Here is a 21,292-nt window from a genome sequence, read left to right as displayed (position 1 = left end):
AGTTGTATTCACTGCGATAAAGATTGCAAGTGGTGTGGACATACACTAGGATCCACATGATCCTTGCCTAAGTGGGGTTTTTATATGCAAAAAATGTTCGTTGAAGGTGGCCATCTACTAAATGGCAAAGTAAGAATCAGTGGAGCAAAAAATAGTGCAGTTGCATTGTTGCCAGCAGCGATATTAGCTGATTCTAGTGTGACAATTGAGGGACTTCCACAAATTTCTGACGTATTTACGCTTGGTGATTTATTGGAAGAGATAGGTGGATCGGTTTCCTGGGATGGACAAACCGTTAATATTGATCCTGCAAATATGGTGGCCATGCCACTTCCAAATGGAAAAGTAAAAAAGCTTAGGGCATCGTATTATTTTATGGGTGCGATGCTCGGTAAGTTCAATAAAGCGGTAATCGGTCTTCCTGGCGGCTGCTTTTTAGGCCCACGTCCAATTGATCAGCATATAAAAGGGTTTGAAGCACTTGGTGCAGAAGTCACAAATGAGCAGGGCGCAATTTATCTTCGTGCTAAGGAGCTGACTGGCGCACGCATTTATTTAGATGTTGTAAGCGTAGGTGCAACAATTAATATTATGCTAGCAGCTGTCAAAGCTAAAGGAAAGACGATTATTGAAAATGCCGCTAAAGAACCGGAAATTATTGATGTAGCTACATTACTCTCCAATATGGGCGCAAAAATTAAAGGTGTGGGTACGGATGTTATTCGTATTGAAGGCGTTCCACATTTGAGCGGATGCCGTCATACGATTATACCGGATCGTATTGAGGCAGGGACATATGCAATTGCAGCTGCTGCTATGGGAAAAGAAGTTGTTATCGACAATGTAATTCCTACACATTTAGAGTCTTTATTAGCTAAGCTGCGTGAGATGGGGCTTCCTATCGAAGAAAGCAATGAGTCACTCTTAATTAGACCAAAAGGTTTATTGAAAAGTGTTGACATAAAAACATTGGTTTACCCCGGATTTCCTACCGATCTCCAACAGCCGTTTACGTCCTTGTTAACAAAGGCGGATAATACAGGTGTCGTAACAGATACGATATATTCTGCAAGATTGAAGCATATTGATGAGTTAAGAAGAATGAATGCTTCGATTAAAGTAGAAGGTGGGTCAGCTATTGTTACAGGTCCTGTAAAATTACAAGGAGCAAAAGTAAATGCAACAGATCTTCGTGCTGGAGCTTCGTTAATAATTGCCGGTCTAATGGCAGAAGGAATTACAGAAATTACGGGTCTCGATCATATCGATCGTGGCTATGAAAATATCACAGAGAAATTAACAAATCTTGGCGCTAAAATTTGGCGTGATGAAATGACTGAACAAGAAGTACAGGAGCTGCAGAACTCTTAAATTGTTGTTCAAGAAGAGGATAAATGGACCTAAGGTGAATGTAGATTGGTAACGTCTCTTGAAAATGCGCGATGTATCGCTATCGACGCATTTCTTGTGGTTGTAAGCTGACACTGCACATCTTATGCGTTAAAACTGTAAGACGGAGGAGCTTCAAGTTGCAGAGTGTATGTATTTCAATACAGCGCCATAGAGAAAAACAAGACAATAATGAAAACTTGACCAGCACCACATATAGGTACAAGTGACCATCTAGTTATGTGTATACTCTGGAAATTAAAATTTCTATTTCGCCGTCTTAACTTTTTTACACGAAAGTTTAATGCATCCTAAGCGATGAATTGGACACATTATTTTATCTGGTCTTTTTTAATACTATAGGAAAGTATAAAACTTTAGGCTTTATCCCGCATGTAAGGTGCTGTATTTTTCTCATTTCAAAAAATGTGCTAATGATGTTGCAAACATGATGAGAAAAACGGCCCCTAAATGCCCGATTGGTTCAAGAGCCTTTAGGTCATACCCTTGTGGTACTATCATTCCGTGTAAAACGGAATGAAGTTTCACTTTATCGTATAAGAAAAACGATAGCTTTCGCCATAAAGACTTGGCGATAAGCCAAGTTTTTCTAATAATCTCTTAAATAGATATAATACAACAACAGTAGCCTTTGTAAAATTTCTTCTTGGGATGAGGATATTTTACTAAAGGGAGAGATTTATTATGGAAAGAAGTTTAACGATGGAGTTAGTACGTGTCACAGAAGCAGCTGCATTAAAATCAGCACGCTGGATGGGTAGAGGAAAAAAAGAAGAAGCTGATGATGCAGCAACTACAGCCATGCGTGCTGTTTTTGATACAATACCAATGCAAGGAACGGTTGTTATTGGTGAAGGAGAAATGGACGAAGCACCTATGCTTTATATAGGTGAAAAATTGGGAACCGGTAATGGACCGGGAGTTGATGTAGCTGTTGACCCACTAGAAGGAACAAGTATTGTGGCAAATGGTTCTTGGAATGCCCTTTCTGTTATTGCTATAGCAGATAAAGGTACATTATTACACGCACCAGATATGTATATGAATAAAATTGCAGTTGGTCCAGAAGCAGTTGGTCAAATTGATATTGATGCTTCTACCTTTGAAAACTTGGAAGCTGTTGCTAAAGCTAAAAATAAGGCAATAGAGGATATAGTTGTGACTGTATTGGATAGGCCTCGTCATCATAAGTTAATCGAAGAAATCCGCGAGGCCGGTGCTCGCATTAAGCTTATTTCAAATGGTGATGTAGCAGGAGCAATTAATACTGCCTTTGATGAAACAGGCGTTGATATTTTAATGGGAATTGGTGGTGCTCCAGAAGGTGTCATTGCAGCTGTTGCTCTAAAATGCCTTGGTGGTGAAATGCAAGGGAAACTTTTTCCAACCAATCAAGAGCAAACCGATCGTTGTTTGAAAATGGGTATAGATGATTTAAATAAAGTATTGTACATGAAGGATTTTTGTAGTGGTGATGACGCAATTTTTGCTGCTACAGGTGTGACGGATGGTGAACTATTGAAGGGAGTCCAATTCAAAGGCAAGCAAGCAACAACGGAAACTGTCGTGATGCGAGCAAAAAGTGGCACAGTCCGTTTTATTGATGGTACGCATAGTTTACAGAAAAAGCCTAATCTTGTCATTAAGTAATGTATGAAACCATCAAAAAATGGTAACAAATAAATGATAAGTATACTTTCTCCGTTATAGATAAAAGGAGAGGAAGCCAACAAACGGCTTCCTTTTCTATTAGTTTTACCTAAGAAAAAACTTTCGTATAAGCTGGTTACGGTAATAGTGTTGAGGATTTACGGATAAGCATAACTAGCAATCGGCTGCGTAAAAGGCTTAGCGCTAACCAAAAATTTAAAGCGGATGGTTGCAAGCTTCGTATATAGTGTTAAACTTATGATGAGGAAGAAATGATTTCCTGTATTACTTCTTCTTAAGAGAAAAAGATAAATTCCTAGAAAAGTTACTGTAGTCTACGTGTAATGCATGTTCAAAAAGAGGTGAGACTAGAGGTGAGGTCGGCTTAAGGCTTTTCAAAAATTGCGCACTGGATTGCTGTCGCGGCTTTCCTTACTCTTTTGTAACGCCGACACTAGCAAGTCGTGGGCCTAGGTTCGAGGCATTGCAGTTTCGAGTAGTGCATAAAGTTAGAAACATGTGCTAGAGAGAAGCATTAAACACGAATTGAACGCCTAATTGCAACTATTTAGAATTTAAAGTGAAACTTTATTTCAGGAGTGTAGTTCTCCTTGAAAAACCGCGATGCGTCGCTGCCGTAGTCTTTCTTATCCTGTCAACTTAAACGAATAGGAGCCGTTTCGCTTGCAATGTTCAAGTTAATAAAAGCTGTTTGAAGCCAGAAAAATACGTTTCTTAACTGAGGATTTCACTACCTCATCTTCATCTTCAGTGTCAAATTTTATCCATTTAATGTTTGATGTAATTTGATGAGTCATTTATTATGGGCTTTTGAACACCCTCTTAAAAAATTTTTTCCTGATGTGCTATACTAAAGTAATCGTAATCATAGAATTTCTTTTAATATTTATCATTATATTGTTGAATCTTAAGTGGTAAAAGGTTATTATGGTATATGTTTACGATATATGTGTGTAATTTGTTGAACTTCTAATCTAGCTTCTAAATCTTTCTTCTTTTCTGCAAGGACAGACCTTCCAACAAAGAAGTGAAAACTCTAATTTATAGAAAGCCGTTATGCAAATGGCATAGTATAGAAAGGAACGTTTTTTATATCTGCAGATACTTACTATAATTTTCAAGAACGTACATGCGAATGATTAAGTGGAATAAGATCTAAGAGAAAATAATTTATACTCATGATCCGTGAACGTTTTTATCATAGTTTTCTAAAGATTATAAACAAGTAAGAGTTCCATACTCAAGTAATATTTATTAGAAAAGCAAATTACTTAATGAGTATTTTTTCAAATTCCCAGTATTCAAATCATTGGTTACCTGTATCCTAGATTTGCTTGAACGAACTCTACAGTTAAAATATTTTAATAGGCGTGGTGATTATTAGATGGCAGGATTAACTATCTCCCATTTGGAGACGTTAACATTAAAGGAAATATACCAATTAGCTAGAGAATATAAAATTTCTTATTACGCAAAGTTAACGAAAAAAGAACTTATTTTTGCAATATTAAAAGCACAGGCAGAAAAAGATGGTTATCTATTTATGGATGGGATTTTGGAAATAATTCCTTCCGAAGGTTTCGGATTTCTCCGTCCAATTAATTATTCACCGAGTGCAGAGGATATTTACATTTCAGCTTCACAAATTCGCCGTTTTGACTTACGTAATGGCGATAAAGTATCCGGGAAAGTACGTCCTCCAAAGGAAAATGAAAGATATTATGGTTTACTCCATGTGGATGCTGTTAATGGAGAGGACCCGGAAACAGCAAAAGAACGAGTTCATTTTCCTGCGTTAACTGCATTATATCCAAACCGACTAATGAAGCTGGAGACAGAAACAAATAATTTATCAACCCGAATTATTGATTTGATGACCCCAGTTGGTTATGGGCAACGTGGATTGATTGTAGCACCCCCTAAAGCCGGGAAAACAACTTTATTAAAAGAGATTGCCAACAGCATCTCGCAAAACCATCCAAATGCGAAGCTCATTATTTTGCTAGTTGATGAACGTCCAGAGGAAGTAACTGATATTGAACGCTCAGTTCATCCGGATGTAGATGTAGTAAGTTCTACCTTTGATGAAGTTCCAGAAAGTCATATTAAAGTGTCTGAATTAGTATTAGAACGAGCAATGCGTCTAGTAGAGCATAAACGAGATGTTATTGTGCTAATGGATAGCATTACCCGCCTAGCAAGGGCTTATAACCTTGTCATTCCTCCTAGTGGCCGCACATTATCTGGGGGAATTGATCCAGCTGCTTTTCACCGTCCAAAACGTTTTTTTGGAGCTGCACGTAATATTGAAGAAGGTGGCAGTTTTACCATTTTAGCTACTGCATTAATTGACACTGGATCTCGAATGGACGATGTTATTTATGAGGAATTTAAAGGGACCGGAAATATGGAATTGCATTTGGATCGCAATTTGGCACAGCGTCGTATTTTTCCGGCTATTGATATTCTGCGTTCCGGAACAAGGAAGGAAGAATTACTTGTCAATAAATCACACCTGGATAAGATGTGGGCAATTCGTAAAACAATGCAAGATTCCAACGACTTCTTAGAACGATTTTTAAGAAGATTAAAGAGTTCAAAAAATAATGAAGAGTTTTTTCAACTGATGGACGAAGAAATGAAACGGCGTGGAGTAAGACGATCTTAAGCGAAACTGGAATAAAATTCTTTATATAGTATCAGACTATTAATAGAGCATCATAGCTTTGACAGCTCAGATGGTAAAGTTAATATAACTATACCGTTATGATAAAGGTAAAACATACTATTGCATTCCATGAATCATCCTGTTATAATCTTTTTATGTGAGTTTAGATAAGGTATTATACCTGTGACGGCTCTTGCAATAACTCTGTTTCTAATGGATTCAGGGCAAAAAGGAGTGGAAAGACATGAAAAAAGATATTCATCCAGAGTACAGAAAAGTAGTATTTCTTGATACAAGTTCTGACTTTAAATTCTTGAGTGGTTCTACCAAATCTTCAAATGAAACGATTGAATGGGAAGACGGAAATACGTATCCATTAATTCGTGTGGAGATTAGTTCAGCTTCACATCCATTCTACACTGGTAAGCAAAAAGCTGATAAAGTAGGTGGACGTGTAGATCGCTTCAAGAAGAAATATAATATGAAGTAAGTGGAAGAGAAAGATTCTACTACAAAAGATTTTACAATAACGTATAAAACAGGCAAAATGTCGCATCTTTGCCTGTTTTTTAGTTTTTATTGTTTATGAAACGATAAATCTTGTCATTGCAGGTAATTTTTCTATGACATTTCGTCTTATCTAGCTTCTGTTTTAGGATTAACATAAATTAAATGGACACGTTAATAGGTAGAAGAACTGATATGTCTAATTGACTAAGGCTAACAAACAGCGGGAGATAAAAGTCAGTCTCGGCTAGATTAAAGTTTTGCCTTGTAAAATATGTGAAACCGTTCTTTTTTAGAAGTATAAATTTAAAGGTTTTGTACCTTCTCGTAGTTATAAATAGATCAGATGCGGGTAAACAATTTTAGAAATGATTGAAAGAGAGGGCATAGAGCATGTATGTGATGAAACAAAGTGGCTGGGTGGAAGTGATTTGCGGTAGTATGTTTTCTGGGAAATCTGAGGAATTGATACGTCGTGTGAGACGTGCTACATATGCTAACCTGGTAGTTCGGGTATTTAAACCGGCTATTGATAATCGTTATGAAAAGGATGCTGTTGTTTCTCATAACGGTGCTTCACTAATTGCTAGACCGATTAAAGATATAGCAGAACTAATGGAACATATAGACGAAAAAGTAGATATCGTTGGGATAGATGAAGCCCAGTTTTTTAGTGAATCTATTATTACAATTGTTGAACAATTGGCGAATAAAGGGATACGTGTTATCGTTGCCGGTTTAGATTCGGATTTTCGTGGTGAACCATTTGGTCCAATGCCGAAGCTAATGGCTTTAAGTGAATCTGTCACTAAATTAAACGCAATTTGCCCAATTTGTGGATCTCCTGCAAGCAGAACACAGCGTTTAATAGATGGTAAACCTGCCTCTTATCATGATCCGGTCATTCTGGTTGGCGCTTCTGAATCCTATGAGCCAAGATGTCGGCATCATCATGAGGTTCCTGATAAACCAAACTATATCATAGCTGAAAAATTGTCCAAGCTTAATCCATAAAGGCGCTATCGAAGCGTCTTTTTCCTGTTATTAAGACTTTATTCAGTTGAGTTCGCTGCAGCATGCGAAATAGAAATTATGCGGTTGGATAACAAATGGTTCTACCAAATAAAAACTCACTTTCTTCTTATAATAGAGATTTTTTAAGCCTCTAAAAATAGGAAGGGAAGTGAGTGAATTGGTAAATAAAACTATTAGTTTGACACATAAAATTGGGTTCTGTAAATACCATATTGTGTTCCTTCAAGTATTGACAAAAAATAAATTATAAGCAATATTGAAAAAGTATAGGTGAAATGCTACGAATGTCAATATAAAGGAGTAGAGATAATCGAGCCCGATCATGTGCATATGTTTAGTACGTATTCGTATTCTGCCGAAAATATCTGTTTTAAGTTTTTAGGATCTTTAGAAGGTAAAAGTGCACAATCCGCACATATGATATATAAGCATGCAAACCTAAATTATAAGTTTGGCAATAACATTTTTGAGTGGAAAAATATTATGTAAGTACGGTTGGACTGAATGAAGCAACGATTTGAAAATATGTCCAAGAAAATGAAACAGCACATAAATTAAGAGATAGTTTAAATCTTTATACATAGGAAAAATCCGAACTAATTTAATTTCTATTTGAAGAATTTTAATAAAAGTTCGGATTTTTCTTCATCTAAAACTCTTTTGTCTCAGCTTCTTATATTTCGAAGTTAGTTCATAACGCATTCGACAATTACTGGAACGCCGGGGTTCAGTGTATCACCATCTGGGATCGTTATTTCAGTCGTAGTAAGTGTCGAAGTGTCACCTGTTTGAAGTACGCCGTTGAGGTAAAGGTTGTAGTATGCAGGTGAAGTTGGAAATGCTGTAGCAGCTCCTCCAGTATCATCTGTAAAAGCTGTTGCAGGAATAGTAAATCCGGCGCCGGTACCTGTCCCATCTCCAATTGTCGCACTAAATCTTTCTGCAGTCATAAATTGTTTAATAATTGCCATCTATATACCACCTTTCATTTTTTTAGAAGCGTATTATTTTTAAAGTCTTATGAATAAATAGACTCTCGATAAAACTCCTTGATACTTACAATATTCTTTTCAATTTTTCTTGACGCTACGTTAACCTAAAAATGAAAGGATTCTTGTTAAAATGGTTCTTTATACTCTTTAAGCACTCTTCATTGGCTAATTTGAAAGAATTTTGATGAATTGCAAAATAATCGGGACCCCTTTTCGTGGGATGTCGCTTTGCCCGACAAGAAGTTGAAGACTCCCTGGTTGAACATTATAGACGATAGCAGGTTGTAAGATTCCATTAATAAACAGATTGATATAAGATACATCATTGGGATTTAAAATATCTGAAGTACTGTATTGTGGCACTTTATCTTGGTTTGTATATACTGTCTTTACTCCATCGGATATCGTTGTGTATTGAAAAACATCTGTTTTTAGAATTTCAGACGGTGGAGGAGGTGAGGGCGGACAGTAGTTAATATCATTGATGATTTTTATGTTGCATTTACAGCAATTGGAAGTCGGCTGCTTTTTTCTGCAACATTTAAGGGTATTATAACAATTATCAGGAGACCGTTTACATTTTGTCTTTTTTATAATCACAATTGTACCCCCTTCCCCTTGTGTTAATTTTTCAGGCCTAGTTTTTCTTTATTAACGTATTCAAATTAAAATAAAAGGGAACGACGTCTATCCTGTAAGCAGTTAATTAAGAAAGTGTAAATAAATTAAATTAGAGAAGGGTTTATATTTAATTGGATGATTCATCAATTGTTATTTCTATATGTTTACGTTAAGTCTTAACCAAGACTCTCTTTGCCCTCAAAGGAATTTAAAGATTTTTTGCAAAAAACATCTTTCTTGCCTATACGAATACCAGCCTTACAATTAACAACTGATTTAAACATTAAGCAACCTGTTGGAGAGTGTACGATATTGAACTGGACCCCATGCCTTTTAATTTTGTCTTTATTCTTTTGTTGTTGTAGTAAGCCATTATATCAGTACCCACTTCCAATTTAGCATATCTGCCTTAAAATTATGCTCTAGAATATTAGATGCAACTATTCCTGCCTCCCTTTATAAGAGCGATATTTCTGTCATTCGTACCAAGCTTTTCAACCTAATTCCTTCATAATTCGCTATACTTTATGATTGACTTTGTACCCTTGAAGATCAAGTTCTTGCTTTTTACGACATTATCGGTAACAAGCGCCTGAGCTTTTGTGTCTAGCTTATTCTCCTTGAGCTGAAGTAAACTTCGAACCGCTTTCTGCGATGAGTAAACGGTGTATGTGTTGTTGGTTAATTATATGTAATAACGCTAGATATTTAGCGCTTACTTTAGCTACAAGCGATGGGCTTTCATGTCTTTTCAAATAATAAACCATGCCATTCGTTTTTCAACATTCTTATACACATCGATTTTGACCTTGAAACGGGAGTATACTATAATTATACTGTTAATCAGAAAGAGGTGACCGTGATGTTAGAACGTTTACAATCGTTAGAAGATCGTTATAATAAATTAAATGAGTTGTTAAGTGATCCGGAAGTAATTAGCGATTCAACAAAACTCCGAGAATATTCAAAGGAACAGGCTGGACTAGAGGATGTTGTTCAAGTATATCGTGAATATAAAGATGTGATGCAAGAGTTAAAAGATGCGAAAGAGATGCAAGAAGAACAGCTGGATGAAGAAATGGCAGAAATGGTGAAGCTGGAAATTGCTGATCTTACTGAGAGGAAAGAAGTCTTAGAGGAAAGGCTGAAGATTTTATTATTACCCAAAGATCCCAATGATGATAAAAACGTCTTTATGGAAATACGCGGTGCAGCAGGTGGAGATGAGGCTGCGTTATTTGCTGGTGATTTATATCGTATGTATAATCGTTATGCCGAAAGTAACGGGTGGAAAACAGAGGTAATGGAAGTCCATTCGACAGGCGTTGGTGGATATAAGGAAATTATCTTTATGATTAACGGAAAAGGTGCTTATTCACGCCTTAAATATGAAAATGGTGCACATCGCGTGCAACGGGTTCCAGAAACAGAATCAGGAGGACGTATTCATACGTCAACAGCGACGGTAGCTGTACTTCCTGAAGCCGAAGAAGTTGAAGTGGAAATTCATGAAAAAGACATTCGCGTTGATACATTTGCCTCTAGCGGACCAGGAGGACAAAGTGTTAATACAACGATGTCTGCTGTTCGTTTAACACATCTTCCAACAGGCATTGTTGTTTCTATCCAAGATGAGAAGTCACAGATAAAAAATAAAGAGAAAGCAATGAAGGTTTTACGAGCTCGCATTTATGATATGTACCAACAAGAAGCACAAGCAGAATATGATGAAAATCGTAAATCTGCAGTTGGAACAGGAGACCGCTCTGAGCGTATTCGCACGTATAATTTTCCGCAAAATCGTGTGACAGATCACCGGATTGGTCTTACCATTCAAAAGCTTGATCAAATTTTAGAAGGCAAATTAGATGAAATTATTGATGCGTTAATTATGGAAGATCAAACAAAGAAGCTGGAGCAAATCGGTGAATAAAAGGATGAAAGTAATGAAGCAATATGAAGTCCTTCAATGGGCTTCCCTTTTTTTAAAGAAACATCAACGAGAAGAACGGGTAGCAGAAATTCTTTTAGAGCATTTTTTACAAGTATCATCATCAGCTTTTTATATGAACATGCAAGAACCGGTTTCAGAGGAAGTGTTAGAGAAGTATAAAAGGGCTATTCAGCAGCATGCTGAAATGGGAATACCTGTTCAGCATATTATGGGTTATGCTTCATTTTACGGACGAAAATATAAAGTTAATAAGCATGTACTTATCCCGAGACCAGAGACAGAAGAACTGGTTCATTACGTCATTCAAACAGTAAAGAAGCAGTTTGAAAATCAGGCACTTACAATTGTTGATATTGGAACAGGAAGCGGGGTGATTGCAATCACCCTCGCTTTGGAACTAAAGAATGTAAACGTCTATGCTACTGATATTTCAAAGTTTGCTTTAACTGTAGCCAGAGAGAATGCAAAAAAACATCAAGCTTCTGTCCAATTTTTAATGGGAGACTTTTTAGAGCCAGTACACAAAAATGATATTCAAGCAGATATTATAGTTTCTAACCCGCCATATATTGCACAAACGGAAGCTAGTTTGTTGACAGATACGGTAAAAAATTTTGATCCAAAGCTTGCTCTGTTTGCTAAGAATGAGGGATTAGCTGCGTATCAACAAATAATAAACCAAACAAAGGAAATGCCTACACCGCCTTCATTTATCGCTTTTGAAATCGGTCATCGTCAGGCTGCAGCGGTATCTAAGTTAGTGCATCAAGCTTATCCAAATGGTGATCTGCAAGTGTTAAAGGATATAAATAGAAAAGACCGCATTGTCGCTGTAAAAATATAATTTATAAGAATACTAGTTTAAAATCATCAGCCCTTGTCCATAATGATGGATAGCAAAGGAGGAAATAATGATGAAGAAGCTAGTATTTTTTGTTTTTATATGTTTCATAGTATTTCTTAGTATTCCAGCGCAAGTAGTTAGTCAAAAAGATAATGCGAACGTCAAGGAGGATTTTCAAGTCATTCCTGATGAAGCGATTCGCTTACGTATATTAGCTCATAGCGATAATCAAGAAGATCAAACATTAAAGCGTCTTGTCCGTGATCGGGTTAATGAAGAAATTACAACATGGGTGGAAGAAATTACAGATATTGAGCAAGCTAGACAAATAATAGAACAACGTATTCCTGAAGTTGAAAGCATAGTTAAAGAAGTATTGGAAGAATCCGAGGTAAATCAAGAATTTGAAGTAAAATATGGTAACAACGTATCCTTTCCAGCAAAAGTTTATGGATCTTATGTATATCCTGCGGGAGAGTATGAAGCAGTGTTAATCACGATTGGAGAAGGAAAAGGGGATAATTGGTGGTGTGTGTTATTTCCACCGTTATGTTTTCTCGACTTTTCTAATGGCACAAACGCTGTCTCTGCTGAAGATGCACATCGTGAAGAGATGAAGGAAGACGAAGAAGAAGAACCTGAAGTAACGTTTTTTCTTTTTGAATGGCTAGGCTGGTCATAGTTTTAAGAAACCCTGCATAAAATAAACTAATTCGGTAAAGACTATTAAATCGTAATAGAGGTGAGTAGAAATGAATTTAATTCAGGCAAATAAGGCATCAAAGGAACAATTAGAGCAATTTTTACAAACGAACCCAAATGTGAACAAACATAGTTTATTCCAATACGGTTACGTAGTAGAGATGAGAGGGAATATTGAAGGCTGTTTTACCTTGGAAGAGATTGAGGAAGGTACGTATTGGTTGAAGCAGCTTTACATTACGCAGTCCGAAGCGGCGATCCTTCCTGTGCTTTTGGAAGCTATTTTAACAATGGCCAAGCAGAGGCATGCTCAACGTGTATATGTTCACAGTCATCAGCCGGTGGTGGATATTTTGCTGGAAGCGCTACAATTTCATCCACAAAAAGAGAGAGTATCTGTGAATAATTACGATAAAAGTAATGGGAATTGGTGGTTATACCATGTTTCTTAACATATTCACAGTATTACCCACAGAATTTGTGGATAACCATCGTGGTTCCTGTGGATTATGTGAATAAATATAATTAGCAGGAGTAATAGGCGAATTGAAAATAATAAGTCTGTGGATATCTCTGTTGAGTAATTGTCCACAGATTTTGTTTTCTATATTAAATTACTATCGTTACATAAACTTTTTAAGCAAAGGTCAACTTAAGATAGTGTCAGGGCTTTATTAATGGAAATCTAACTAAATATATAGAAAACCTTATAATTAAGGAATGGTAATCCTGTCCAACTCCCTAATTATAAGGAGCATACATCTATGAAGAATCGTTTCGTAAAAACTATATTCAAGGAAAATATACATCCATTAGATGCGATACTTATCGGAAAAAATGATTGCTCCTGCTGGGATTGAATTGGACTAAGATGATTGCGTAAATAATCTTGTTCTACTAAAATGATGATAGTAGAAAAGAGGTAAAGCCATAATGGAAACAAAATATTGGGATAGCTATAATAACGCCGACGAACAGCAATTGGCTATCCAGCAAGCAGCAAAATTACTTCAGCAAGGAGAAGCTGTTGCTTTTCCAACGGAAACGGTCTATGGTTTGGGTGCAAATGCTACGGATGAACAAGCTGTTAATAAAATTTTTAATGCAAAGGGACGCCCACAGGATAACCCATTAATTACTCATGTTGCATCGAAATCACAAATAGCGGAACTTGTTACGGATTGGCCGGATTATGTGGATAAGTTAATGGAACTATATACTCCAGGCCCCATTACGTTTGTATTACCGAGTAATGGCCGATGCGCCCCCAATGTAACAGCCGGACTTAATACAGTTGGAGTACGTATACCGAGTCATCCTATTGCTCAACAATTATTAACAGCATGTGGTTTGCCGATTGCAGCTCCAAGTGCGAACATATCTGGAAAACCGAGCCCTACTACTGCTTTACATGTATGGGAAGATTTAAACGGAAAAATTGCCGGAATTTTAGATGGAGGTCCGACCGGCGTTGGTCTAGAGTCGACAGTGATTGACTGTACAAATAGTATTCCTATTATTTTAAGACCGGGAGGGATCACCAAAGAACAAATAGAACAAGCAGCTGGATCGGTAATGGTAGATCCAGGATTAGCTGTTAAAACAGAAAAACCAAAAGCTCCTGGTATGAAATATCGGCATTATTCTCCAGAAGTACCTTTATGGATTGTTAATGGAGGAAAGCAAAACATTAAACAAACGATTGATCAACTTCAAGCTGAAGGTAAACGAGTTGGGTTGATGGGTACTGCTCAAATGATTGATGGTATCCATGCCCACTCAACCATTTCATTAGGGGAAACGATAGAGCAAGTAGCGACAAACTTATATGACGCTTTACGAACCTTTAAACGAGAGGATGTAGATGTTATCGTTTGTCAATCTTTTTCAGAACGGGGCATTGGACAAGCTGTCATGAATCGGTTGACGAAAGCAGCGAGCAACCATATTCACGTATAATACACACTAGCGCATTTTGTGTATTGCACCTCAAACATTACTAACATTAGTATGTTTGAGGTGTTTATTTATGTTTAAATCCAGGGAAAGAGTGTTAGAAATTGACCTAACGTATCTATTTTAGGGATAAGCATAATTAATCTATTTTTGTTTCAAAAATCAAATGAAATGAAGTGAAACTTAACCAGGTTGTACATATTTTTTCTTGGGCACACATATAGTTTATAAGCATGTCCAAGGAGGATTGTAATGTCAGGTTATATTGGAGAAATAACTGCTTTATTGTTTATAGCATTTGCACTTGGATTAGATGCTTTTTCCGTTAGTCTGGGACTAGGTATGCAACGGCTCCGATTAAAGCGGATAGCTCTTATCGGTACTGTTATAGGTATATTTCATATTATGATGCCGTTTATTGGAATTGTATTTGGCAAGCTGATTTCTGAGCAAATCGGGCATTTGACAACCGTTGTTGGAGCATTTTTGTTAATAGGGATTGGGGCGCAAATGTTTTTTTCTGCATTTAGCGACCAGATAAAGATCATTCAACCGATAGGAACGGGTTTATTTTTATTGGCATTAAGCTTAAGCGTCGATAGCTTTTCAGTTGGATTGAGTCTCGGTATCTCAGGGATTAAAACAGCTTTTTCCCTCATTTTATTTGGAATGATAAGCGCAGTACTTTCTTGGATAGGCATGCTAATCGGAAAAAAAGTTCATGGATATTTAGGAGTGTATAGTGAATTATTAGGTGGGAGTATTTTAATCGCATTTGGCATGCGTCTCCTATTTGGTTAGCTGTTTATAACAGGGATCTCTTAGTTGGTCAATAGTTTAAACATTATTTAGAAATGATCAGTTTAAAATATATCCTCATTTAATATTTAATTACTAGCTAAATAAAAAGCAAGCATAATTGTTTAAATTATGAATAAGGATAGACAATACATATCCCTCCACATCCGTTCTTCAATTGGATAGACAGATGAGGAGTTTTTTGCTTAACCATGAAAGAACTGTATGGATATGGTATATTAGTAGGAGAGTAACGTCTCTTAAATAAGAATAGAAGATGTGTTACAAGGATTAACAATAGAACGTATGTATTTTGGTGTTGGAAATATGCTTCAAAATTAATATGTTCTATTGTGAAAAACGTAACGACAAAAGAATGGGAACTATTTTTGTCATATTAGCACGAAAAATTTTTAATTGGAGGTACCGGCTGCAATGAAGTTGTTATTTGTATGTACAGGTAATACGTGCCGAAGCCCTATGGCTGAAGCCTTAGCAAAGCATAAAATCTTAAATATAGAGGTGAAATCAGCTGGTGTTTTTGCCGTCGAAAATCAACAAGCCAGTCCCAAAGCAATTGAAGCTCTCAAAGAGAAAGGAATCGAGCTTGATCATCGTTCCCAACCAGTTACGCAAGAATTGCTTAATTGGGCAGATATTGTATTAACCATGACGACTCAACATAAACAGTCATTAATTATGGAGTACCCCAACTTTCAAGAAAAGTATTACACTTTTAAAGAATATGTATTAGAAGCCGATAAAAAAGTATGGGAGCAATTGAAGAAGGCATATGCGGATTATGAGGAAAAAAGGTCGATATTTATCCAGAAAAATCAGCATAAATTAGACAATTCTTTGCTAGACCAACAAATACAAGAACATCTTGCAGAAGAAATAGAAAATATTAGACGATTGGAAGCAAACTTAATAAATTATGACATCTCAGATCCTTTCGGCGGTGATTTGCGTGTATATAAGAATACGTTGGAGGAATTGGATAATTATATTGACCTATTACGAAAAAAAATCTCGAAATAGGTGGGGGAAGTTTTATGGAGACAAAGAAGTATCGGTTCAGTTTACGGTTGAAGCTGGTATTATTTACGACTACTTTAGCTTTGGTAACGTATTCAGTAAGCGCTATATTCATTTATGTTGTTTATGACTATGTAAAAGATTTTATGGATGTTTCTGAACATTTTTTTACAATAACAACTTTTATATTGGGAATTATTTGGTCAGGCATTTTAGCCTTTTTTGCAGCAAGATTTATTGTCAAGCCGCTTGAAAAATTAGAAGCTGCTGCATCTGAGGCTGCTAAAGGAAACTTAAAACAAGTCATTGAAATTTCGAAGTCGGATGATGAAATTAAAGCATTAGCAATATCTTTTGATAAAATGCTTAAAAATCTAACCGATATCGTACATAATATAGACAAACACTTTGAAACCACGAATACATCAGTTATTCATATTCGGGAGGCTTCTGAACAGGCAAACCAGCACTCACTTTCAATTCGCTCTTCAGCAGATGAAATTTCCAAGGGAGCTGAAAGTGCTTCAGAAGCAATTCAAAATACAGCAGAAGCAGTGGAACTCGCTACAGAGCTTGCAGAAGAAGTCCAACGAAAAGCAGCTGATTCCAAGAATAAATCCAATGCTATGCTGGAGATTTTGGAAGATAGCAAGCAATCTGTTAATCAATTAGTAGATGGAATACAAAAACTAGCGAATGAACAAGAAGCATCTTTAAAAGATGTAGATCATTTAAAAGAAAATGCTTTGCAAGTAGAGACAATTATTACGATGGTTGGAGAAATTGCTGAACAAACAAATTTATTAGCATTAAACGCTTCAATTGAAGCAGCACGTGCTGGTGAGCATGGTAAAGGGTTTGCAGTTGTAGCGGATGAAATTCGTAAATTAGCAGATCAAAGTGCTCAGGCTGTACAACGAATTTCTGGATTGATTACTGCTATTCAAGAAGACGTTGCTGCTGTAGTAAATAAAATAGATGATAACGTATCCTATGCTAAACAAGAAGCCGATAATGGGAAGAAGACAAATACTGTCATTGCCGAAATGTCTGGATCTGTGGAAGATGTGGCTACAGAAATTGGTCGGATTACTAATTTAGTTGATCGACAGCTTCAAGCAATTCAAGAAACGGTAAAACAATCTCAGGAGGTTGCAGCTGTTGCTGAGGAAACGTCAGCTGGTGCGGAGGAAGTTAATGCCTCCATTCACGAACAAGCATCAACGATTGAAAGGGTTGATGAGCTGGCGCATGAATTAGAAGAACAAGCAAGTATTCTAAATCAACAAATCAATCAATTTAAAGTAAAGTGAAATTCTCCGACGGAATGTTAATAGAACCAAGTGGGCATTTAGATACCGTTAATTCTAGATAGAATTCTGGGGTGTACGGTATCTTTGATGCGTGATAAAGTGGACTTAGAAGCTTTTATCCCGCATGTAAGGTGCCGTAAGCCCCCCACTTCAAGAGCCTTAGTTGGTACAAAAGGGTCTAAGTGGGAGAAAACGGCACCTAAATGCCCGATTCGTTTAAGGGCCTTTAGGTCATACCCTTGCGGTACTAACATTCAGTAGGATATGGAAGAAAATTCCTGCTGAATGAAGTTTCACTTTATCTTCTGGATAAGAAGTAAAACCAGAGAAAAATAGTTCAACCATAAGAAAAGGAGTTAATTCAAATGAAAGTAATTATTACGGCTGACCATGCAGGAATGACAATTAGAAACGAGATCAAGGAATTATTAAAGGAAATGAATATTGAATTTGAAGATACTGGTTGCAGTTGTGAAGAGTCAGTTGACTATCCGGATTATGCATTACCGGCTGCAGAACGAATTGCTAATGGAGAATTTGATCGTGGGATTTTTATTTGTGGAACTGGAATAGGAATGTCTATTGCGGCAAACAAAGTCAAAGGTATTCGTTGTGCGTTAACGCATGATGTATATAGTGCAAAATTAACTCGACAGCATAATGATTCCAATGTGATCGCATTGGGAGAACGGGTTATAGGGCCTGGGTTAGCTCGGGAAATAGTAAAAGTTTGGTTAGAAACGGCGTTTGATGGTGGTCGGCATGAAAATCGAATTAATAAAATAATCAAATATGAGGATAGTTAACATACAAACCAATAAAAGTGCTTGTTCAATAGAGTTATTAAACCAGCTATACTTTTGCGCTAGAAAATTTTACGTCAACTAATTTAATTTTTAAGCTATGCTTACGTTTGTAGAAATTTGTTTTTCATTTTTAATGTGAACCACCTTGAAATTAAGTATTTCCCATTCCAAAGAGAGCCAAGTAGCGTTAACTCCTTATATAAAGCTGCTAAGTTTCATTTATCCCGCATGTAAGGTGCCGTAAGACTCCTGCTTTAAGTCCAGAGTTTGTGCAAAGGGTCAAAGTGGGAGAAAACGGCACCTAAATGCCCGATTGGTTCAACTAACATTCAGTAGGAGATGGAAGAAAACTCCTACTGAATGAAGGTTCATTTTATGTGTAAAACTTAAAAAGTTACCCTGAATGAAAGTTTCCGTAAGACTCTCACTTCAAGAATTGTAGGAGATACAAGGAAGAGTTTAAATGGGAAATAACGGTCTAATTTCCTGATTCGTTTCGGAGGTCTTTAGGTCATACCTTTGTGATACTAACATGCAGCAGAGATGGAGGAAAATCCACTACTAAATGAAGTTTTGCTTTATGGTATGACCAACTATACTTTAAATTTTACTTTCTTTTAATATAAAGGACAGGTGTTATTATCATGGATAAGCAAAAATTGTTAGGTCAATTAGCTACAATACGAGAAGAATGGCTGCAATCTAATTATTTAAAACAAGGGGAACTATTTATAGTCGGCTGTTCCACAAGTGAGGTAGCTGGAGAGAGAATTGGGACAGCTGGTAGTGAAGAAATTGCAGTAGTAATTTATAATGAATTATTGAAGCTGCAAAAAAAATCTGGTATTCAGCTTTGCTTTCAATGCTGTGAACATTTAAATCGAGCAATTGTAATGGAAAGAAGTACGATGGAGCAACTTCATTTAGAAGAGGTGACGGTTATTCCCGTTCCAAATGCTGGGGGGGCAATGGCAGCTTATGCTTTTAAACAACTTGAGAATCCAGTTGTAGTCGAATCGGTAGTTGCCCATGCAGGTATGGATATCGGTGAAACAATGATTGGTATGCATTTAAAATCAGTAGCCGTCCCCTTCAGATTTACGGAACGTTTTATTGGAAACGCCCGAATTACTGCAGCCTATACACGACCGAAACGAATTGGCGGAGCCCGTGCTGTTTATCCTAAAGCTTAATTTGAATTATTTCTAAAGAGTGTTCAAAAAATCGGTAATAATCATAGAGCGAATTGGAAGGGAAAAGCTTTTCCTACGTGGGGTAGGGTTTCGAGGAAGTCAACTTAATAACTCATGTATCTAAATAACATACACTGTACTTCGATACTACGACGCTTTAATCTTCGACTCGACAGGATGTGCTAGTCTCGGCGTTGCAATATACGGATTAAGTAGTAATCTCAATTTTTCAAAGAAGTTGATCATAGCTGACCTCGGTCTAGTTATCCTTTTTTTGAATACACCCTTCAATGAATAAATTTGTCCTTAAAACGAAATGACGATAAAATGAAATTATTACATTCGAGGAGGTATTAACGATGGAACATGTAAAGCGGACAGATGTTGAATTATACCAAGCCATCCAAGCTGAAAAAAAGCGCCAGCAAGATAAGATTGAACTAATTGCCTCGGAGAATTTTGTCTCTGAAGCAGTTATGGAAGCAATGGGCTCCGTACTGACGAATAAATATGCAGAAGGTTATCCTGGAAAGCGATATTATGGTGGCTGTGAACATGTAGATGTTGCAGAGAATTTAGCTCGAGATCGTGCAAAGGAGCTTTTTGGTGCTGATCACGCTAATGTACAGCCTCATTCAGGGGCACAAGCAAATATGGCTGTCTACTTTACCGTATTAGAACCAGGTGATACGGTGCTCGGTATGAATCTTAGTCATGGTGGTCATTTAACTCATGGCAGTCCTGTTAACTTCAGTGGTACACTTTATAATTTTGTTGATTATGGCGTAGATGAAAAAACAGAAAAGTTAGACTATGATGCTGTTTTACAAAAAGCTAAGGAAGTAAGGCCAAAATTAATAGTTGCAGGAGCTAGTGCCTATTCACGAATTATTGATTTTGCAAAATTTAAAGATATTGCAGATCAAGTAGGAGCCTATCTAATGGTTGATATGGCGCATATCGCTGGTTTAGTCGCAGCTGGTTTACATCCTAATCCGGTACCATATTCAGACTTTGTAACAACAACTACCCATAAAACATTACGTGGTCCACGCGGTGGTATGATTTTATGTAAAGAAGAATATGCAAAAAAAATTGATAAAGCAGTATTTCCTGGTATGCAAGGCGGACCACTTATGCACATTATTGCAGCAAAAGCTGTTTCTTTCAAAGAGGCTTTATCGGATTCATTCAAAACATATTGTAAGAAGATTATTGAAAATGCTAATGCTTTAGCTGAAGCTTTGCAATCAGAAGGAATACGTATTGTCTCTGGCGGGACGGATAACCATCTTTTATTACTTGATGTTACTCCACTTGGATTAACTGGAAAGATAGCTGAGCAAGTACTTGATGATATCGGAATTACTGCGAATAAAAATACAATTCCTTTTGATAAAGAAAGTCCATTCATCACTAGTGGTCTTCGTATTGGAACGGCAGCAGTAACCACTCGCGGTTTTGGAAAAGAAGAAATGAAGGAAATAGCAAACATTATTTCGCTTACATTAAAAAATCATGAAGATGAAAATGCGTTAACAACAGCTGAACAACGTGTAAAAGCATTGACAGAAAAGTTTCCGCTTTATACCGTATATGCTTAAAAAACAGAGATGCTCAAGACAAGAGCATCTCTTCTTTGCGTACAATTAACAGGAGAACTTAATTCGACATATATAGAAGTTTATAATATGGATCTATTTTTCCCGCATAAATTGGCAGTAAGAACGCTATTTCAATGCTGCAAGGTTGAACTTAGGAGAATAAGTAGAGGAATCCGCAAG

At 36.8% G+C, this 21,292-nt stretch carries 18 protein-coding genes and 1 pseudogene; 17 read left to right on the top strand and 2 right to left on the bottom strand.

The window, feature by feature from the left end:
* Window positions 1–84: 84 nt before the first annotated feature.
* The 6 genes and pseudogenes from BN1066_RS05935 to BN1066_RS20650 form a co-directional block, all read left to right on the top strand.
* Complete coding sequence (locus BN1066_RS05935) at window positions 85–1,371, top strand: UDP-N-acetylglucosamine 1-carboxyvinyltransferase (RefSeq protein WP_077318532.1); 1,287 nt, start codon at window positions 85–87, stop codon at window positions 1,369–1,371.
* A 723-nt stretch (window positions 1,372–2,094) separates the two neighbouring features.
* A complete protein-coding gene (gene glpX, locus BN1066_RS05930; protein WP_077318531.1) occupies window positions 2,095–3,060 on the top strand; it encodes a class II fructose-bisphosphatase in 966 nt (321 codons plus the stop codon).
* Window positions 3,061–4,465: 1,405 nt separating this feature from the next.
* The gene (gene rho, locus BN1066_RS05925) at window positions 4,466–5,749 is read left to right on the top strand and encodes a transcription termination factor Rho (protein WP_077318530.1); all 1,284 of its coding nucleotides are present in this window, start codon (window positions 4,466–4,468) and stop codon (window positions 5,747–5,749) included.
* Between the two features lie 244 nt (window positions 5,750–5,993).
* The gene (locus BN1066_RS05920; protein ID WP_077318529.1) at window positions 5,994–6,239 is read left to right on the top strand and encodes a type B 50S ribosomal protein L31; all 246 of its coding nucleotides are present in this window, start codon (window positions 5,994–5,996) and stop codon (window positions 6,237–6,239) included.
* Between the two features lie 410 nt (window positions 6,240–6,649).
* The gene (locus BN1066_RS05915) at window positions 6,650–7,270 is read left to right on the top strand and encodes a thymidine kinase (RefSeq protein WP_077318528.1); all 621 of its coding nucleotides are present in this window, start codon (window positions 6,650–6,652) and stop codon (window positions 7,268–7,270) included.
* A gap of 178 nt (window positions 7,271–7,448) precedes the next feature.
* Window positions 7,449–7,809, top strand: a pseudogene (locus BN1066_RS20650) (transposase); the annotation flags it as partial.
* 168 nt (window positions 7,810–7,977) lie between these two features.
* On the opposite strand, the gene BN1066_RS05905 reads toward BN1066_RS20650, so the two are convergent.
* Together BN1066_RS05905 and BN1066_RS05900 are read right to left on the bottom strand one after the other, a co-directional pair.
* The gene (locus BN1066_RS05905; RefSeq protein WP_077318527.1) at window positions 7,978–8,262 is read right to left on the bottom strand and encodes a DUF4183 domain-containing protein; all 285 of its coding nucleotides are present in this window, start codon (window positions 8,260–8,262) and stop codon (window positions 7,978–7,980) included.
* Between the two features lie 186 nt (window positions 8,263–8,448).
* Complete coding sequence (locus BN1066_RS05900; RefSeq protein ID WP_245799710.1) at window positions 8,449–8,883, bottom strand: DUF4183 domain-containing protein; 435 nt, start codon at window positions 8,881–8,883, stop codon at window positions 8,449–8,451.
* An 883-nt stretch (window positions 8,884–9,766) separates the two neighbouring features.
* On the opposite strand from BN1066_RS05900, the gene prfA reads away from it, so the two are divergent.
* The 11 genes from prfA (at window position 9,767) to BN1066_RS05845 (ending at window position 21,112) form a co-directional block, all read left to right on the top strand.
* A complete protein-coding gene (prfA, locus tag BN1066_RS05895) occupies window positions 9,767–10,837 on the top strand; it encodes a peptide chain release factor 1 (RefSeq protein ID WP_077318526.1) in 1,071 nt (356 codons plus the stop codon).
* A gap of 13 nt (window positions 10,838–10,850) precedes the next feature.
* Window positions 10,851–11,702 carry a peptide chain release factor N(5)-glutamine methyltransferase gene (gene prmC / locus BN1066_RS05890; protein WP_245799709.1) on the top strand — a complete coding sequence of 284 codons (852 nt, stop codon included), beginning with the start codon at window positions 10,851–10,853 and terminating at the stop codon, window positions 11,700–11,702.
* A gap of 70 nt (window positions 11,703–11,772) precedes the next feature.
* Window positions 11,773–12,384: a stage II sporulation protein R gene (spoIIR, locus tag BN1066_RS05885; RefSeq protein WP_077318525.1), complete on the top strand. Its 612-nt coding sequence runs from the start codon at window positions 11,773–11,775 to the stop codon at window positions 12,382–12,384.
* Window positions 12,385–12,454: 70 nt separating this feature from the next.
* Entirely contained in the window at window positions 12,455–12,856 is a 402-nt protein-coding gene (locus tag BN1066_RS05880) for a GNAT family N-acetyltransferase (protein ID WP_077318524.1), read from the top strand.
* 481 nt (window positions 12,857–13,337) lie between these two features.
* Window positions 13,338–14,363 (top strand): L-threonylcarbamoyladenylate synthase, encoded by a 1,026-nt coding sequence (locus BN1066_RS05875; RefSeq protein ID WP_077318523.1) that lies wholly within the window; start codon window positions 13,338–13,340, stop codon window positions 14,361–14,363.
* Between the two features lie 249 nt (window positions 14,364–14,612).
* Window positions 14,613–15,161, top strand: a complete 549-nt coding sequence (locus tag BN1066_RS05870; protein ID WP_077318522.1) for a manganese efflux pump MntP — start codon at window positions 14,613–14,615, stop codon at window positions 15,159–15,161.
* 432 nt (window positions 15,162–15,593) lie between these two features.
* Entirely contained in the window at window positions 15,594–16,199 is a 606-nt protein-coding gene (locus tag BN1066_RS05865) for a low molecular weight protein arginine phosphatase (RefSeq protein WP_077318521.1), read from the top strand.
* A gap of 14 nt (window positions 16,200–16,213) precedes the next feature.
* Entirely contained in the window at window positions 16,214–17,509 is a 1,296-nt protein-coding gene (locus BN1066_RS05860; RefSeq protein ID WP_077318520.1) for a methyl-accepting chemotaxis protein, read from the top strand.
* Between the two features lie 365 nt (window positions 17,510–17,874).
* The gene (rpiB, locus tag BN1066_RS05855; protein WP_077318519.1) at window positions 17,875–18,315 is read left to right on the top strand and encodes a ribose 5-phosphate isomerase B; all 441 of its coding nucleotides are present in this window, start codon (window positions 17,875–17,877) and stop codon (window positions 18,313–18,315) included.
* 644 nt (window positions 18,316–18,959) lie between these two features.
* Window positions 18,960–19,508, top strand: a complete 549-nt coding sequence (locus BN1066_RS05850; protein WP_077318518.1) for a TIGR01440 family protein — start codon at window positions 18,960–18,962, stop codon at window positions 19,506–19,508.
* A gap of 359 nt (window positions 19,509–19,867) precedes the next feature.
* On the top strand, window positions 19,868–21,112 hold the full coding sequence (locus tag BN1066_RS05845; RefSeq protein ID WP_077318517.1) for a serine hydroxymethyltransferase: 1,245 nt from the start codon (window positions 19,868–19,870) through the stop codon (window positions 21,110–21,112).
* Window positions 21,113–21,292 lie beyond the last annotated feature (180 nt).

The organism is Virgibacillus proomii (assembly GCF_900162615.1).
GTDB lineage: Bacteria > Bacillota > Bacilli > Bacillales > Amphibacillaceae > Virgibacillus > Virgibacillus proomii.
This window is presented reverse-complemented; position numbering and strand designations above follow the sequence as displayed.

Coding starts and splice junctions, on each gene's coding strand:
- BN1066_RS05915 (WP_077318528.1), top strand. CDS start 6,650: ATGTATGTGATGAAACAAAGTGGCTGGGTGGAAGTGATTTGCGGTAGT.
- BN1066_RS05845 (WP_077318517.1), top strand. CDS start 19,868: ATGGAACATGTAAAGCGGACAGATGTTGAATTATACCAAGCCATCCAA.
- prfA (WP_077318526.1), top strand. CDS start 9,767: ATGTTAGAACGTTTACAATCGTTAGAAGATCGTTATAATAAATTAAAT.
- BN1066_RS05865 (WP_077318521.1), top strand. CDS start 15,594: ATGAAGTTGTTATTTGTATGTACAGGTAATACGTGCCGAAGCCCTATG.
- prmC (WP_245799709.1), top strand. CDS start 10,851: ATGAAGCAATATGAAGTCCTTCAATGGGCTTCCCTTTTTTTAAAGAAA.
- BN1066_RS05935 (WP_077318532.1), top strand. CDS start 85: ATGCAAAAAATGTTCGTTGAAGGTGGCCATCTACTAAATGGCAAAGTA.
- BN1066_RS05905 (WP_077318527.1), bottom strand. CDS start 8,262: ATGGCAATTATTAAACAATTTATGACTGCAGAAAGATTTAGTGCGACA.
- BN1066_RS05860 (WP_077318520.1), top strand. CDS start 16,214: ATGGAGACAAAGAAGTATCGGTTCAGTTTACGGTTGAAGCTGGTATTA.
- rho (WP_077318530.1), top strand. CDS start 4,466: ATGGCAGGATTAACTATCTCCCATTTGGAGACGTTAACATTAAAGGAA.
- BN1066_RS05920 (WP_077318529.1), top strand. CDS start 5,994: ATGAAAAAAGATATTCATCCAGAGTACAGAAAAGTAGTATTTCTTGAT.
- rpiB (WP_077318519.1), top strand. CDS start 17,875: ATGAAAGTAATTATTACGGCTGACCATGCAGGAATGACAATTAGAAAC.
- glpX (WP_077318531.1), top strand. CDS start 2,095: ATGGAAAGAAGTTTAACGATGGAGTTAGTACGTGTCACAGAAGCAGCT.
- BN1066_RS05880 (WP_077318524.1), top strand. CDS start 12,455: ATGAATTTAATTCAGGCAAATAAGGCATCAAAGGAACAATTAGAGCAA.
- BN1066_RS05870 (WP_077318522.1), top strand. CDS start 14,613: ATGTCAGGTTATATTGGAGAAATAACTGCTTTATTGTTTATAGCATTT.
- BN1066_RS05875 (WP_077318523.1), top strand. CDS start 13,338: ATGGAAACAAAATATTGGGATAGCTATAATAACGCCGACGAACAGCAA.
- BN1066_RS05850 (WP_077318518.1), top strand. CDS start 18,960: ATGGATAAGCAAAAATTGTTAGGTCAATTAGCTACAATACGAGAAGAA.
- spoIIR (WP_077318525.1), top strand. CDS start 11,773: ATGAAGAAGCTAGTATTTTTTGTTTTTATATGTTTCATAGTATTTCTT.